Annotated in this window: 16 protein-coding genes; 8 read left to right on the forward strand and 8 right to left on the reverse strand. The window is 57.4% G+C overall.

Annotation, left to right across the window (positions count from 1 at the left end):
• Nucleotides 1-12 precede the first annotated feature (12 nt).
• Nucleotides 13-327: a hypothetical protein gene (locus tag GVL50_RS03790; protein ID WP_159811804.1), complete on the forward strand. Its 315-nt coding sequence runs from the start codon at nt 13-15 to the stop codon at nt 325-327.
• Nucleotides 327-989: a DUF3313 domain-containing protein gene (locus GVL50_RS03795; protein ID WP_159811805.1), complete on the forward strand. Its 663-nt coding sequence runs from the start codon at nt 327-329 to the stop codon at nt 987-989. Before GVL50_RS03790 ends, GVL50_RS03795 begins: the two co-directional genes overlap by 1 nt.
• Nucleotides 990-1,246: 257 nt before the next feature.
• On the opposite strand, the gene GVL50_RS03800 is transcribed toward GVL50_RS03795, so the two are convergent.
• Both GVL50_RS03800 and GVL50_RS03805 read right to left on the reverse strand, forming a co-directional pair.
• Nucleotides 1,247-1,828 (reverse strand): hypothetical protein, encoded by a 582-nt coding sequence (locus GVL50_RS03800; protein WP_159811806.1) that lies wholly within the window; start codon nt 1,826-1,828, stop codon nt 1,247-1,249.
• A 1-nt stretch (nt 1,829) separates the two neighbouring features.
• A complete protein-coding gene (locus GVL50_RS03805) occupies nt 1,830-2,600 on the reverse strand; it encodes a DUF2092 domain-containing protein (RefSeq protein ID WP_159811807.1) in 771 nt (256 codons plus the stop codon).
• A gap of 221 nt (nt 2,601-2,821) precedes the next feature.
• On the opposite strand from GVL50_RS03805, the gene GVL50_RS03810 reads away from it, so the two are divergent.
• The 5 genes from GVL50_RS03810 (at nt 2,822) to GVL50_RS03830 (ending at nt 6,520) form a co-directional block, all read left to right on the forward strand.
• Nucleotides 2,822-3,154 carry a cupin domain-containing protein gene (locus tag GVL50_RS03810; RefSeq protein ID WP_159811808.1) on the forward strand — a complete coding sequence of 111 codons (333 nt, stop codon included), beginning with the start codon at nt 2,822-2,824 and terminating at the stop codon, nt 3,152-3,154.
• Nucleotides 3,155-3,186: 32 nt separating this feature from the next.
• The gene (locus GVL50_RS03815; protein WP_159811809.1) at nt 3,187-3,885 is read left to right on the forward strand and encodes a cytochrome P460 family protein; all 699 of its coding nucleotides are present in this window, start codon (nt 3,187-3,189) and stop codon (nt 3,883-3,885) included.
• Between the two features lie 44 nt (nt 3,886-3,929).
• Complete coding sequence (locus GVL50_RS03820; RefSeq protein WP_159811810.1) at nt 3,930-4,991, forward strand: DUF4331 family protein; 1,062 nt, start codon at nt 3,930-3,932, stop codon at nt 4,989-4,991.
• A 174-nt stretch (nt 4,992-5,165) separates the two neighbouring features.
• Nucleotides 5,166-5,942, forward strand: a complete 777-nt coding sequence (locus GVL50_RS03825; RefSeq protein WP_159811811.1) for a DUF4198 domain-containing protein — start codon at nt 5,166-5,168, stop codon at nt 5,940-5,942.
• Complete coding sequence (locus tag GVL50_RS03830) at nt 5,939-6,520, forward strand: HupE/UreJ family protein (protein ID WP_159811812.1); 582 nt, start codon at nt 5,939-5,941, stop codon at nt 6,518-6,520. Before GVL50_RS03825 ends, GVL50_RS03830 begins: the two co-directional genes overlap by 4 nt.
• 45 nt (nt 6,521-6,565) lie before the next feature.
• Here GVL50_RS03830 and GVL50_RS03835 read toward each other — a convergent pair whose 3' ends face one another.
• Nucleotides 6,566-7,252: a DUF5064 family protein gene (locus GVL50_RS03835; protein ID WP_159811813.1), complete on the reverse strand. Its 687-nt coding sequence runs from the start codon at nt 7,250-7,252 to the stop codon at nt 6,566-6,568.
• Between the two features lie 373 nt (nt 7,253-7,625).
• Between GVL50_RS03835 and GVL50_RS03840 the strand changes: the two genes are divergently transcribed.
• Nucleotides 7,626-8,645 (forward strand): hypothetical protein, encoded by a 1,020-nt coding sequence (locus tag GVL50_RS03840; protein WP_159811814.1) that lies wholly within the window; start codon nt 7,626-7,628, stop codon nt 8,643-8,645.
• A gap of 32 nt (nt 8,646-8,677) precedes the next feature.
• Here GVL50_RS03840 and GVL50_RS03845 read toward each other — a convergent pair whose 3' ends face one another.
• From GVL50_RS03845 to GVL50_RS03865, 5 genes are all read right to left on the reverse strand, one after another.
• Nucleotides 8,678-9,148 carry a hypothetical protein gene (locus GVL50_RS03845; RefSeq protein WP_159811815.1) on the reverse strand — a complete coding sequence of 157 codons (471 nt, stop codon included), beginning with the start codon at nt 9,146-9,148 and terminating at the stop codon, nt 8,678-8,680.
• A gap of 111 nt (nt 9,149-9,259) precedes the next feature.
• A complete protein-coding gene (locus tag GVL50_RS03850) occupies nt 9,260-12,805 on the reverse strand; it encodes a transporter substrate-binding domain-containing protein (RefSeq protein ID WP_159811816.1) in 3,546 nt (1,181 codons plus the stop codon).
• Nucleotides 12,806-12,912: 107 nt separating this feature from the next.
• Entirely contained in the window at nt 12,913-13,539 is a 627-nt protein-coding gene (locus GVL50_RS03855) for a response regulator transcription factor (RefSeq protein ID WP_159811817.1), read from the reverse strand.
• 75 nt (nt 13,540-13,614) lie between these two features.
• Entirely contained in the window at nt 13,615-14,190 is a 576-nt protein-coding gene (locus tag GVL50_RS03860; protein ID WP_159811818.1) for an RNA polymerase sigma factor, read from the reverse strand.
• A 291-nt stretch (nt 14,191-14,481) separates the two neighbouring features.
• Nucleotides 14,482-14,850: a co-regulatory protein PtrA N-terminal domain-containing protein gene (locus GVL50_RS03865; protein WP_159811819.1), complete on the reverse strand. Its 369-nt coding sequence runs from the start codon at nt 14,848-14,850 to the stop codon at nt 14,482-14,484.
• Nucleotides 14,851-14,952 lie beyond the last annotated feature (102 nt).

Consider the following 14,952-nt stretch of genomic DNA (forward strand, 5'->3'; position numbering starts at 1 on the left):
CAAAGGGTTTGCATGATGGATTTCAACAGCGGCCATAACAGCAAAAGCCACACCGCCAATCGCCCATTGATTCTGAGCCAGCGCACCGCCGCGCTGGGCCACGATACGCCGATCGTTTTTCAGGAGTCATGCCTGGGGGTTTCCAACGATCAGACCCGGGTCGTCCTGCGTCGTTATTTCGAGCACTTCAGCCCGACCAATGCGCACTGGGTTGAGTACGTTCACAGCATTTCCACCGCGGACCTTATCGAATGGGTCATGAGCCACGGACATCTGCACATCGAGTGCTCGGACAACACCCCGTCTCACCAAAAGGAAGCACGTTGATGATGCGCATTCGCTCACTCTCGCTGGTCATGGCGACCACCCTGAGTCTGTCAGCCTGCAGCAATAACAAAGTTGAACCGAAAAGCGGATTTCTGCAGAGCTACAGCGTGCTGACCGAACGCCATTCGCCTTCGGGTCAACCGGTGCTGAGTTGGGTCAGCCCGGCGTTGGCCAGAGCGCGCTATACCCAGGTCTATCTGGCGCCGAGCCAGTTTTACCCCAACGCCGTCCCGACTGAACGGATACCCCTCAGCACGCTGGCCGGCGTCACCGATTACTACGACGCGGCGCTCAGGCTCGAATTGGGCAAGGTGCTGCATATCGTCAACAAACCCGGCCCGAACACGTTAATTGTCAGACCCGCCATCACCCGGGTGGCCACCAGCACCCAGGGTTTGCGCTTCTATGAATGGCTGCCGGTGACTCTGGTCGCCGCTGGCGTGAGCACAGCCACCGGGATCCGCGATCAGGACAGTGAAATCAGCACTGAAGTGTCGTTTGAGGATGGCTCGACCGGTGAAGTGGTTGCCGAAGTCGTGCGCAAAGGCACCGGGGTGCCGCTGGACAATGACAAGCAAATCCTCAAGGCCGATGACATCAAAGTGGTGCTCGATGGCTGGGCCAGCGATTTGAGCCAGTCCTATACCGCTCTCCATAAATAGCTTGCTCGCGAACGCATCCGGTCATTCAACATCGACGCTGGATGCTCGCGAAGATTCCGCCATGGCCTGCCCAATTTGCATCGAGTAGTAGACGTTTTTGACCTCTGTAGGAGCTGCCGAAGGCTGCGATCCTTTGATCTTTAATAGCAAGATCAAAAGATCGCAGCCTTCGGCAGCTCCTACGGGGGTTGGAGGGGCTTCTGCTAAAAAACCGTCGCTCCGTTTGATCGGGACGGCGGTTTTTTTGCGCGCACGCTTTATGGCGCGTTGACCACCACGTAGGTCACGTCGCTACCCTGATACTGCGGTTGATACCAGGTTGAGCCGCATTGCATGTAGGCGACGTTGTAACGGATGACCTGCGTACAACTGCTGGGCATTTGCGCAGGCGTCATTATGGAACCGACTACCGCCGCCGTCACCGCGACGGTGGCCGTCACGGCGGCGGCGGTTGCTATCGGGTGGTAATGGTCGTCATAGCCGTAGCGACCATGGCCATCCACGTCGATGTCGACGTCACGGTGGTTATTGACGTTCACATTGCGTGTGCTGTTGTTGACGTAATTGCGATTGCCGACGTTATTACCGGCATTGACCCGGTTGCCCGAGTTGACCCGATTACCCGCGTGCGCCCGATTGCCGGCATTCACATTCGCCCGCTGCGGCGGGTTGATCCGTTGCGCGCGATGTACATTCGGCGCAGGGGCGCGGTTGACCGACGCTCGTGCATGCCCTTGGGCGCGCATGGGTCTGGCGTCCGCTTCAGCGATCAGGCCGGCGGTCAGCAGCGCAGCGGTCGCCAGTGAGATGCACAAACTCCACGACATTGACTTGATCATGTCACTGCCCTCCCTGATCGCTGGCTTTCTTCATCGCGATCGCCACGTCGCCCTTGGCCGGTTTGAAGGTGAAGATCGAATCTGCAATCGTCGGCTTGAGATTCCAGTGGTACACGGCACTGTATTCAGGCGAGCTTTTTTCGTCGGTGGTGGTAATCACCAGTTTGCACGGCAACGGCTTGTCGGAGCGGGTGATCCACAGTTGCCAGTCAATGCCCTCCTGCCGAAACGCCAGGTGATCGCACAGTTGGCCCTTAATCGTCGACGGCCCGACGTACAACGCCGCTTTCAGCGCATCAATCTGCGACTGGTCGCTGCCGAACAAAAACAGATCTTCCATCGGCACTTGCACGCCGTAGTGATCCTCGATCATGTGCAGCGCCTCGGCGACCTTCGGCGGCGCATCAACGGTGGTGTAGTACTTGAGGTACGGCGAATACTGAGTGAGTTTTTTGCCGTTGTAGAAAAACTCGCGAGTGCGCACGTCGCCTTCGGTTTTGGCGTACATGCGGTCATGGCCGACGACCTTCAGGGTATTGGACGACTCGGTTTTGATTTTCTGCCCGGACTCCAGAACGGTGTCCCGCGACACATCGGCATCGACCTGAAACTTCGGCAGGCTGCGCAGGTAATTGCCCATGTCGATGAGCTTGTCGACCACCTGCGGGTTGACCGGCGGGCTGTCGTCGGTTGCCGGCGGATCGTCGGCATGCACCACGGGGCTGAGGATCAGGCTGAAGAACAGGCACAAAACAGGTGTTCCGGCTTTCATGGATCCCACTCCTGGCCCGGTCGGGCCGTCGCTCCCGGAAGATATTCAAATGCTCGGATACCCGGCGTTGGCAAGCATTGCCCGCGCGCTGGAAAGCTGAGCCTAGACCGCCATCCCCAAGAGCGCCAATGGCCGCCCGTCCTTTCCCTGCAAGGCCGGTCTGTAACACCTCGCCGTCGAAAAACTCTACAAGAGCTCCACTCGAACCAAGGCGGAACACCGTGAAAACCTACAAAAAATTCAAGCTCAACGATGACGTCAGCCTGCAGATCATCAGCATTTCCGAACACATGTTGACGGCGCGGTTCTGGTTTACCGGCAAGGGCTTCGGCAGCACTCATCACCACAGCAATGAAGAAGTGAATGTGGTCATCAATGGCGAGTTCATCGCGACTAACGGCGACGAACAGTTCCCGGTGTATCCGGGACAAGCGGTGTGCGTGGCGCCCAACGTCGAACACGACATGCGCTGCCTGACGCCGGTCGGCGAGATGATTTCGACCTGGACGCCGCCGCGCCAGGATTTGATCGAGAAATTTGCCCAGCCCGAATGACAGGGGCTCATTCACTTAAAAGGAGTGTCGGCGTGCATAAAAAAACCGAAATTCGTCTGCTCAATCTCAGCGCTTGTTTGTTCGCCGTAGCGTTCAGCGCTGGCAGTTCGGCTGCCTCAGTGACCGAGGGCGTAGCCGCGAGCGCCAGAGCAACATTTGAAAGCAATACGGTGGTGAAACTGCCGGAAGGCTATCGCAACTGGACTCACATCGGCACGTACTTCAAGGAGCCGGGCAAGACCACGATCCTCGATGGCAGCGTCATCAAAGGCGCCCAGTTCGGCAATACCTATGTCGAGCCGTCGGCCTTGGCGGCGTTCAAAAAAACCGGCAAATGGCCTGATGGCACGCAACTGCTCAAAGACTTCTCGGCCTCAGGTTTCAGCGATCAGTGTGACGCTGCGTCCGGCGTTTGTTCGATGAATCAGGGCAAAAAATGGCCACAGGAAATCAAGAGCTGCGACAAGGTCACCGGTGTTTGCGCGACCACCCATGGCAAAGGCGTTTTCGAACAGTACTACTTCGGTGCTGGCTACATGGTCAAGGACGCCAAGCGCTTCCCCAAGGCCCCCGGCAACTGGGGTTACTTCGGCTTCGGCCCGGTGAAAGGTACGCCTTACCCGAAAACCGCAGAACTGCGCCCGATGGAGCAGTGCTCCGGGTGCCATGTCGCCAATCGCGCTGACAAGGACTTCGTCTTCAGTGATTTGCACCTGGGTTTGCAGCAATAACCTCTGATCACTCTTTCACTTCCATCCCTTTGCAGGAAAACACTATGAATTATCGAATTTCGACATTTGCTTTCGCCCTGACGGCCGCCAGCCTGGTCAGTGGCCAGGCCATGGCCAGCCATCACTTTGAATCAGTGATCGTTCAGAAAACGCCAGCACTCAATCAGCTGGATAACTACGTATTCGCCTCGCCGAAAGCCGATCACACGGTGTTCGTCATGACCGTGAACTCGGTACCGAAGTCGAGCCCTAACGGCATTTTCGCCACGGATGCGCTGTACAACATTCACGTCGCTGACGATGCCGGTTACAAAACCGGGCATACCTTCAGCCTGTCGTTCAACGGTGATAACACCTTCACTGTTTATCAGGCGCAGACGCCCAACGGCGCGATCGGAAGCAAAGGCGCGGAAATTGGCTCGGGTAAACTCGGCAAAACCAGCGAACTGGCCACCGGCATCAAAGTCTGGGCCGGGGTGGTCAAAGATCCGTTTTTCGGCAACTCCACCAGCCTTGGCCTGTTGCGCGCGCAGTTGAACGCGGGCAAGTCATATGACGCTTCGGTCTGGGCGCAGGCGCAAGGCAAAAGCATCTTCCTCGGCCGTCAGGCCTCGGCCATCGTACTGGAAGTGCCGAACGCGATTCTCGGCAAAACCGTGCGCACCTTCATGACCACCGCCGTTGACGACAAGGGCACCTGGAAGCAAGTGCAGTACTCGGCCAATCCGTTGCTGTCCCACATCATGCTGTTCGAAAACGCAGCGTTAAAAGCCGAGCACGATCAAAGCCGTCCGGATACCGAAAACGGCATCAAAGCCATCGTCTCGGCGCGCGTCGCTCGGGCATCAGCACTGGCCAAAACCGAGAAGGATCCACAGCAATACGGCGATTCGATTGCCGATCAGTTGATCCCCGATGTTCTGACTTACAACGTCGGTACCGCCGCCCACTACACGGTCAAAGAGCGTAACGGTCGGTCGCTGGATGACGATGCCATGAGCACCGTTTTGACGATGCTGCTCGGCACGCCTACCGACCAGAAGATCGCCAATCCAAAACTGCACACCGCGACTTTCCCTTACCTGATGCCAGCGCAAGTCAAATAGCCCCTCACGCTGCGTACTGACCACCTGAGGAGGGCCGGCGCCCTCCTCTCCCATTCAATTCTGGCGAGGATCAGCCCCTTGTATTTACCGTTGAATGCCTCTCGCGCAATCGCGATAACAACCCCGACGCGTCGAAGCGGCAACCTGCGGCGCGCCGCGCAGGCTCTGGCACTTATGCTGCTGACCCCGTTGGCGTCGGCCCATGAGTTTTGGCTTGTCCCTCACGACGCGGTGACAGGCGTCGATCAACAAGTGGTGTTTGAATTGCGTATCGGGCCGACCTGGCCAGGCGTGCAGAGCCCGCGTCTGAAAAACCTGGTCGACTGGTTCAAAGCCGTCGACGCCCAAGGCATGCGCACTGTCGACGGACGCGACGGTGCCCTGTCGGTTGGCCATCTGCACACGCGAGCACCCGGCGCCACCGTTGTGGCGATGCGCACCCACCCTACGCGGATCAGTCTGTCGGCCAGCGAGTTCAATCAGTACCTGGAAGACGAAGGCCTGAAAAACGCGCTGGCCCTGCGCAAGCGCTACGACCTGATGCAAACGCAGGGACGCGAGCAGTATTCACGCTGCGCCAAAAGCATCGTGCTGGTCGATGGGCGCAGCGAAGGGTTTGACCAGGTCATGGACTTGCCGCTGGAGTTTGTTGCCCACACCGATCCATTGAAGTTTCAGTCCCGTGAAAAATTTCAGTTGCAGGTGCTGTTGCACGGTGAGCCACTGGCAGACACCCTGGTCAAGGCGCAGCTCAAATCCGATCCGGTCAAGGAAGTCACCGCCGTCAGCGACGCGCAAGGCCGGGTCGCCCTGCCGCTCACCGACCCGGGCCTGTGGCTGTTCAGCACCGTGCACATGGAGCCCAGCGGCGAAGACGGTGTGGACTGGGAAAGTCTCTGGGCCTCGTTGACCGTCAACATCTCCTTCCAAGACAGGAGCCCATTGCAATGACGGCGAATCTGCAGCGTTACTTCAATCTGCCGGTGCTGCTCACGGGCGTTTGCGTCAGTGAAATGGCGCAAGCCCACGCCGGTGGCGCCGCCGGCTGGCTGCATCCATTGTCGGGGCTGGATCATTTGCTGGCCATGCTCGCCGTTGGCGCTTGGAGTTGCCAGATGGGTGGCCGGGCGATCTGGATCGTGCCCAGCGCCTTCGTCTGCTGCATGTTGCTCGGCGGATTGCTCGGGTTCGATCAGGTGAACCTGCCGGGCAGTGAGATCGGCGTGTCGTTGTCGGTTGTTCTGCTGGGACTGGCCATCGGCATGCAGAAGACCTTCGCTGTGCCCGTGGCGGCCATCGGTGTCGGTGTCTTCGGAATCTTCCACGGCTACGCCCATGGCTACGAAATGCCAGTGATGGACGACAAATTCGCCTACGCCGCCGGGTTCCTGACTACCACGGCCTGCCTGCACGTGATCGGTGCCGTTGGCGCCGTGCTGATCCTCAAACTCAACACCGGCGCCCGCATGCTGCGCGGCCTGGGCTTCATCTGCGCGGCAGCGGGTGCCTGGTTGCTCACCACCCTGTAAATGGGGCGAGGGAGCTTGCCTCCCTCACCCCAAAGGCGTCCAGGTTCAGGCACCTTCGCTGCACGCCGCCAGGCGGGTGCGGATGTCGGCGTACATCAGGTCGTAGAGTTTGTGGTTGTACTTGATCAAGCCGTTATCGCGCGGCATGCCGTGTTTATGGGCGACACGCGTGGCAACGCTACCGAAGTTGTAGGCGCTGCTGCGCGGCAGGCTGAATGACTCTTCGAAACGCTTGCCGCCGACCTCTCCCGCCAGCCGCATTTGCACCACCGAACCTTCCTTGGCGTCATGCACGATCGTGTAATGCAGATCGACGCAGTATGGCGGCTGGCCGTCCAGCGGATTCTGGTTGGCGCGGTGCAGGCGGCCGGGCACAAAGCTGTCATACGCCGAGCAGCTCGTTTCAAAGGCGCGGCGAAACTCCGCGAAACGCTCGTCGATGTCCTTGTTGACGCGAATAACCTCCGAATGCTCTGCCGTCAGCAGATTAGCCTCGGCGATGCCGCGGTTGCGCGCGATGAAGTTGATGACTTTGGCAATGCACGGTGAAGACTGACGGCTGAGCTTGCACTCGTCATGGGTGATCACACCCGCGACGTCGCTGCGCACGGTCAGGTGCATGAACGGATCGTTCTCATGCTCACGAACAACTTCGTACGCAACGTCGATGGTGAACTCGGGAGAATGCTCAGGTCGACTGCGATGACGTATGTAGCCTGGTTCAGTACGCATGGTGATGCTCCTTTTTTGTTCCGCTCGAAGGGCTGGCGGTCATAAAAGTGCTGTTCAAAAAAAACCTCCCAATGGGAGGCTGAAAGAGAGGTCTACGCCTGATTAGGCAGTCGCAGGTATAGGAAAATAATCAAATAGGCTGAGTAGATCTGTAGGAAATTTCCTATTTTTCCGTTTTCATTTTGGTCGCGGTATTGGAGTCGTGTCACAAGGCAAACCACGCCGCTCTCGGATGGAAAAACAGGACATTTCCTACAGCCACCCATGCAAACCTTGCGGAAACTGACTCGGATTTGCCTCGCAATTTGCGCTCATCGTTGACGAAACAGCTGGCGCAATAGGTTGCAGGCGTAGATTTCTTTCCGAGCCCTCCATGCCATTCACTTCATTGCAAACGTTCAACACCGCCAATCTGACCTGCCCCTTCGCCAGACACACCGTTCGAAGTCTGGAAGTGCTGGATCTGCTGTCTCCCGGTCTGGCCGTGCAAGCTGTGATTTATGTCTTGACCGGCAACGCTGAGGACGTATTGGACAAGCTGCATGACGTTGATGCCGGAGCGGCGAATGCCATTTTCTGCCAGCCCGATATTTCCAGCTGGTGGCGCTCGCCGCCCATGTTTGCGCAGAAATATCAGCAACGGATTCAGTCCGCATCCCGCGCTCGCGCCCGGCTTTACGCGTTCGCCAACGAGGCGCATGCATTGAAGTTGGTACGCCTGGGTAAAGTGTTCAGCGCTGCCTGCAAGGGCATTCACCTGCGCCGAATTGCCGAGGCACCTGAGTGGTTTCTGTATCTGACGGTGGATGCGCTTAGCACTACCTGTACGCAGAGGGGCGCTCATTGCCGTGCGTCCATGCCGCCGAGCTGGAATTTCCAATTGCTGAACAGTCTGTTGGCTGCGGATCAGCGCCCGCCTCTGGACGCCTTGCTCGTGGTGCTGGAACGTCGGGATCATCTGTATTGGCGCGATTTCGATGGCCTGCTTGAATGGCCTGATTTCACGGACTTTGTGCTGAACAATCCGCGCATGACCCGCCGCCTGATCGACGAGCTATCAATCAGCGGGCGCTTGTCATTGCTCAAGGTTTTCGACGCTCACCCGTTGCTGGCCGAAACCTTCGCCGACATCATGGTCAGGCTTGCCGTGACGGGCGATCGCCGAGTGCGCATCGTCGCGGCGTCACAGGTGATTGCACTGCCACTGCCGTTCAAGCTGCCGCACCTGCGTCTGCTGATGAACAAAGGCACGGAAAGCGAGCGCACACGTGCCGTCAAGTTGCTCGCGCACAGCGGTGACGAGGTGCGCAGGATCTTTCAGGCGCGGTTGAAAATCGAAGGTGCCAAACCAGTACTGAAGGCACTAAACCAAGCACTTGCGCGGGCGAAATGATACCTGCTGACAGTGATCCGAATCAGTGCCGTTCAGGATGACTCGGTGGGCGAACTGAGGCCTGCCGATTGAAGAAATTCACGCTGGGTCAGATCAACCTGACGGGAGAGCTGCAAGAGTTTGCCGTAAGAGGTGTTGATGCCCATCAGCAACTGCACACCGTTGAAGTTGCCGGTCTTCTTGATGTATCGCTTGACCCTTAAATAATAAAGCGCTTCGGTCTCGTAATAACGACTCAGGGCCAGTGAAAAAGCGTTGGCATTCGCGCCGTGCGGGATGTTGTCGATATCGGCCATGGCTTGCCGCGCGCCGTCACTCAACCGCTGCATGGTGCGATATTTCAACGAATAGTAGTCGTAAGTGAATTCCCCGCTGTCAACGCGCTGCTGGACTTCATTGACCTTGTCGCGGTGCGAGACGTATTGCGTCATGACCTGTTCGTTGTAATCGAAATCCTGATTACTCCCACAGCCAGCCACCAGCAAAAACAGCAGTGCAGCCATTATTCGAGTCGCTTTCAAAACCCGTTCCTGCGGCGTTTCATATGCATTCCTTTCCTTCTTTAACACGGTGCTCTTGATGAGCGCCCCCGACCCTACACGGCAAACCGCTTCTTAGCCAATCTGCCGCTCAAGGTTTTCACGCAATTGCATCATGGCGTGACGCAATTGCGCGGCAGCCATCAATACCTGGGCGCGTTCAGCACTGTCATTGACGGACTCCATTGCCTCACACGCCTCCATCAAACGCGATGCCTTGATGATGCGCGCCCCGCCTTTGACGCGGTGTGCCAGATCCTGCAAGGCATTCAGGTTCAACGGTTCCTGCAACGTTTGCAGCAGAGCCAAATCTTCTTTATTGCTGCGCGCCAAGTCCATCAGCAGACCACGAGCCACTTGTTCGTTGCCCCCGGTCAGCTTCAGCAATGCGCCCCAGTCCCCGCCGCCAGAGTCGTCTTCATCTTCTTCGGGGTGCGGCGATTGCAATGGCGGTTCGACGCCGCTCAGGCGTTGTTGCAGATCATGCAGCGTGATCGGTTTGAACAGGCAGCCATCCATGCCGGCCGCCTGACAACGCAAACGTTCCTCGGGTAGCGCATTGGCCGTGAAGCCCAGCAGCAGGCACGCCTTCACGTTGCGTTGCTGCTCATCCTTGCGAATGGCATTGGCCAGTTCGTAACCGGTCATTCTGGGCATATGACAGTCGGTGATCACCACATCGAACTGCTTGCGCCCCCAGACCTGCAGACCATGAACGCCATCAACCGCTTCTTCGACCCGATGCCCGAGGTATTCCAGTTGCTGCGACAACAACATGCGATTGACCGGGTAATCATCCACCACCAACACCCGTAAGCGGGCACCGGCGGGCGCTGGTGATTCTGGCTTGATGTCGCGCGGTTCTTCCGGTTCCAGCAGCGGAAAATCCAGCCGGACGCTGATGCACGTGCCCTGCCCGACTTGACTGGAAAGGCTTAGCGTTCCGCCCATCATTTCGCACAATGACCGTGAAATCACCAACCCCAAACCCGAGCCTGTACGCGCCGCATTGCGATTCCCGCGGGCCTGGGAAAACGGCGTAAACAGACGTGCTTGATCCTCGGCGGATATACCTATGCCGCTGTCGCTGACGTCAAATTCGACTTGCAAACGCAAACCATCGTCCGACTGGCGGCTGCGATAGCTGACCCGCACCCCGCCCGTCTCGGTGAACTTGATGGCATTGCCAATCAAGTTGGACAGCACTTGCTTGAGGCGCAGCGGGTCAAGCAGGGCGTCGTGATCGCTGGTCTCCTGCACATCGAGCACCAGTGCGATGCCTTTTTGTTGCGCCAGACCGTCAAAGATTCGCACGGTGGATTCGATCATGTTGCGCAACTGCGCGCGCTCCGGGGTCAGCGTCAACTTGCCGGCCTCGATGCGCGCGATATCAAGAATTCCGCCGATCAGATCCAGCAGATCCCGCGCCGCGCCAGAGGCGACGTCCAGCGCCAGCCTGTCCATGATGCCCTGATCGCCCTTCTTCATGGCGAGTTCGAGCATGCCGATCACCGCGTTCATCGGCGTGCGGATTTCGTGGCTCATGGTCGCGAGAAATGTGGTTTTTGCGCGGTTGGCGCTTTCCGCTTCTTCCTTGGACTCCTTGAGCTCATCGAGCAGTCGCTTGCGATCACTGACGTCGATCCAACCTGCGATCAATCCACTGACCATGCCGCTGCTGCCGCGATAGGGCAATGCCCAGTGATAGACCGTGCGCGTGCTGCCATCGGCCAGCGTCAGCAAGCGGTCGCCGATCACCGCCCGACCGTGGAGCATGACGTCTTGATAGGATTTGTCGAATAATCTGGCGTCAGCCGGGCTGAATTCCGAACTGTCAACCAGACGCTTGCCCAACAGTTGCTCCATTTCCCGCCCGAACACTTCCAGATAACTGGCGTTGCAGGAAATCAGTTTGCCTTCACGATCACGCACGTAAATCGGATGGGGCGTTTCATCAATCAGCACCCGCATGAATTCCATCTGATCGCTGAGCGCTCGCTCGGCCTGCTCGCGCCGGTGCACCAGGCGACGCAAGTAAGTAATCCAGGTAATTGCCACGAGCAACAGAACACCGGCAATGATGAAACCCTGAATGATCAGCCCGCGATGACGCCGCCAGTAACTGTCCTGGAAGACCACCTCGGAGCGCCAGCGCTCAGCCAGCTTATCCATCTCGCCGGGCGGGATACTGAGCAAGGCTTTGTTCAGTATCGAATTGAGCTCAGGCGCTTCGGTGGTTGTTGCAAACGCGATCTGCGAGCGCGAGGTGCCGACGGTTGAGGTGATCTTCAGGCGATCCTTGAAATCACGGGACAACAAGTAACGCGCGCTGATCAACGAGCTGATAGCCGCTTGCGCGTGCCCCTCAGCGACCATCGTAAATGCCTGCGACGTACTGGCGGTCTCGACCCTGTGAATCGTCGGGTAGTGCTGGGTCAAAAAGCTGCGCAGGTAGCGATCATCGGTAAACGCCACCGTTTGCCCGTTAAGCTCATCGAGCGCCCCCGGGCTGTTCAATGCATTTTTGCTGAGTAGTACGAATGACGTCGTGAAGTATGGTCGGGTCAAACTCAAGGACACGCCCTGCTCTTGACCGGAAGAAAACGCCGCCAGCATGTCGGCCTCACCGCGGTTCAACGCAGCGGCCAAGTCTGTCTGAGCGTGTACGGTCTTGATTTCAAACTTCAGCCCGGTGCGCTGACTGACGTTGTCCAGTACGTCGGCGCTAAGCCCACGAAAGCGATTGGACTCATCCAGGTATGTGAACGGCAACAGGCTGTCGTCGATCAACACCCTGACGGTGGGGTGGTGCTTGAGCCAGTGCTGTTCAGTAGCGCTCAGTTGCAGGCGTTGCTCACCGGGAATGCTGATTTCATCAGCGCCCCAGCGCTGCAGAATAGTCATCCGCTCGCCTTTGGGGATCGCCTCCAGCGCCTCATTGACCAAGCGCAACAGTGTCTGATTGGAACGCGTCAGCGCGAAAGAGAAGCTGGCAGTATCCAGATGAGCGAAATTCACCAGCCGCATAATCCCCCGGTAGTTGCGGTTGACCAGGTAATGGGCGCCAATGGCGTTGCCGAGGAACACATCCGCCTGACCAAACGCCACTGCTCCCATGGCGCTCAGCGTCGAGGGATACAAATGCAAGGAGGCTTTGGGATAAACCTCGCGGATCGCGCGCGTAGGGAGGTAGTGATAAACCGTGGCCACCCGCACCCCCGCCAGATCGACCGGGTATACGACGTCTTCACCGAGGCGCGTGGCCAGCGTCGGCTGATCATTGGCATAGGGTCTGGATAACACCAGATCCGGGTCGGCCACGTCGAAATCGTTGGCGGTGCCGAGCACATCGACGTCACCGCGTTTGAGCGCCTCGATCGCAGCGTTACGGGACGGGTAGTCTTTGACTTCAACTTGCACACCGAGCAACTGGCCCAGCAGGCTCGTGAAGTCGGCGGTGATCCCTTCGTAGTCGCGGTTGTTGGAAATGATATCGAGCGGCGGGTAATCGGGCAGTGACACACCGATGTGCAAAACACGTTTTTGCGCCAACCACCGATGATCCGCCTCGCTGAGGTGGGCCTCATATCCAACGACAGCGGAACGTCCGAACAAACGCATTTCGCCGCCGGGCGCTGCCTGGCATACGACTGCGCATCCGGCCAACAATTGAACAGTTACAAAAAAGCGTATCAGGAGTGCTCTCATCCGCTCCGAGCGCTTGCGCGCTAAATCAAACCGTTGCGTTTAGCCAGTTCGGCGAGTTCCACGACCGATTTCAACTCAAGTTTTTCCAGCAGTCTGCTTTTGTAGGTACTGATGGTCTTGTTGCTGAGAAACATGGTGTCGGCAATCTGCTTGTTGCTAAAACCTTTGGCCAACTGCTGCAGCACCCGCATTTCGCGATCAGACACCGTTCCCAGGCGTTGTTGCTCGTCGGCGTCACCGTCGAGCTTGCGCACGGAACTGAAGGCGATATTCGGGAAATAAGTGTAGCCACTCATGACGGCGCGGGCCGCCTTCGACAATTCGGCCAATTCATCGTTTTTACACACATAACCCGCCGCACCGGCATGTTTGCAACGAATCGAAAACTGTTCGGGCGACTGTGTGCTGAGCACCAGCACCTTCACCGCACGACTGAGGCCGGACAACCGATTGATGACTTCAAAACCATCGAGATCGGGAATGCCGATATCCAGCACGATCAAGTCAGGCTGCAGGTCACGCACCAAGCGGATCGCTTCCTGGCCGTTGCCGGTTTCGCCGACTATATCGAAGCCGTCCTGGGACAACAGCGCCTTGACGCTGGCGCGCACGAAAGGATGGTCGTCTACAACAATGACTTTATACATGGCCCGTTCTCCGGTGGTCGACGCTCGTGGTGCAGTTACGCGCCCCTGCCAGGTGATTGGGCAGACTGGCTGCGCTCACTCGCGCCGTTCCATTGCCGACAACAATGTCGCCCTCGCGCGGTGCAGCAGCACCCTGACATTGCCCTGCGTAATACCGTGCCGGTGGGCAATATCGTTCATCGCCATACCCTGATAATCATAGAGGTAAACCACCTCGCGCTGGCGTTTTGGCAATGCTTGCAATCCCGCCTCCAGTTCCTCGCACTTTTGATCTCGAGCCAGTAGAGCATCTGGCGTTTCGTCGTGCCACAACACACTGGCGCCGTGTTCTTCCTGTTCCTCTGCGGATACAACTTTCAACGCATTGCGGGGGATGCGGGATAGTTCATTTCTCGACTTTCGCAAATGGGCCTTGGCCATGTTTGCGGTGATCACCAACAACCATGTACGCAGGCTCGCGCGGCCCTCGAAAGACTTGATGTTACGAAAAATACTCAACCAGGCATCCTGTACGACATCATCCGCCAGCATCGGGCCGACAATCGCTCGGGCCGTTGCATCCATACGGCTCTGATGCCGTTTTACAAACTGGTTGAAGGCATATTGATCGCCTTCGATCAAGTTCGATAACAACGTGCATTCTGAAATCATTGGGTATTCCGCAAGGCTTGATTATTTTTTATTTAGCTGAAGAACCGGTTCAACTTATCGATAAAAAAAACCAGACGCTGTAGGAAATTTCCGAAATCCCTCGGCACAACTCATTCAACACCAGGCCGATTTTTCGACCCAGCGCCAAAACTGTTTCAATGGGAACATGAATGCCATGCAGAAAGCATGGCTTGAGGCGGGATCTTTTACCGGATCAGGTCATTGCAAGCATGAAGTCAAGCGAAGCGCTGGTCTCGCCCGCGAAATGCTCGGGCGAAACCGCAGCCGTCGTCAGTTCAGGTTATGGCTAAGCGAAAACATCATCGCGTGCTCGCGGCGCATCTGGCTCAACACATCGGCAACGATTGCCTGATGTTTTTGCATCCAGACCATCTTGTCCTTGTCGGACATGGCGGTGTCGGGCGTGGCTTTGCTCAACTGATCCATCACATCGCCAAGCATTTTCATGTGTTCACCCACCATGGGGGCCTGATCTTTTTTCGGCATTTTCTCAATGTCGGTCAACATCATGGCCGACGCTTGTTGCATGCGCATCAGCTCTTCGATATGGGCAAACGTCCGATCACCGCCGCCTTCCGCATAAACGGTAGAAGACAGCAACATGGCACCCGCAAGTAATACAGATTTGAAGTGATTCATTGTTATATCCATAGCGATAGGCAGTGGTTGTTTTATAAGTATCAACTTCCAACCGAACAGGTCGGCAGTTCACTTAAAACCTAGCGCCTGTGATCAATCGAC

Source organism: Pseudomonas sp. 18058 (assembly GCF_902706155.1).
GTDB lineage: Bacteria > Pseudomonadota > Gammaproteobacteria > Pseudomonadales > Pseudomonadaceae > Aquipseudomonas > Aquipseudomonas rustica.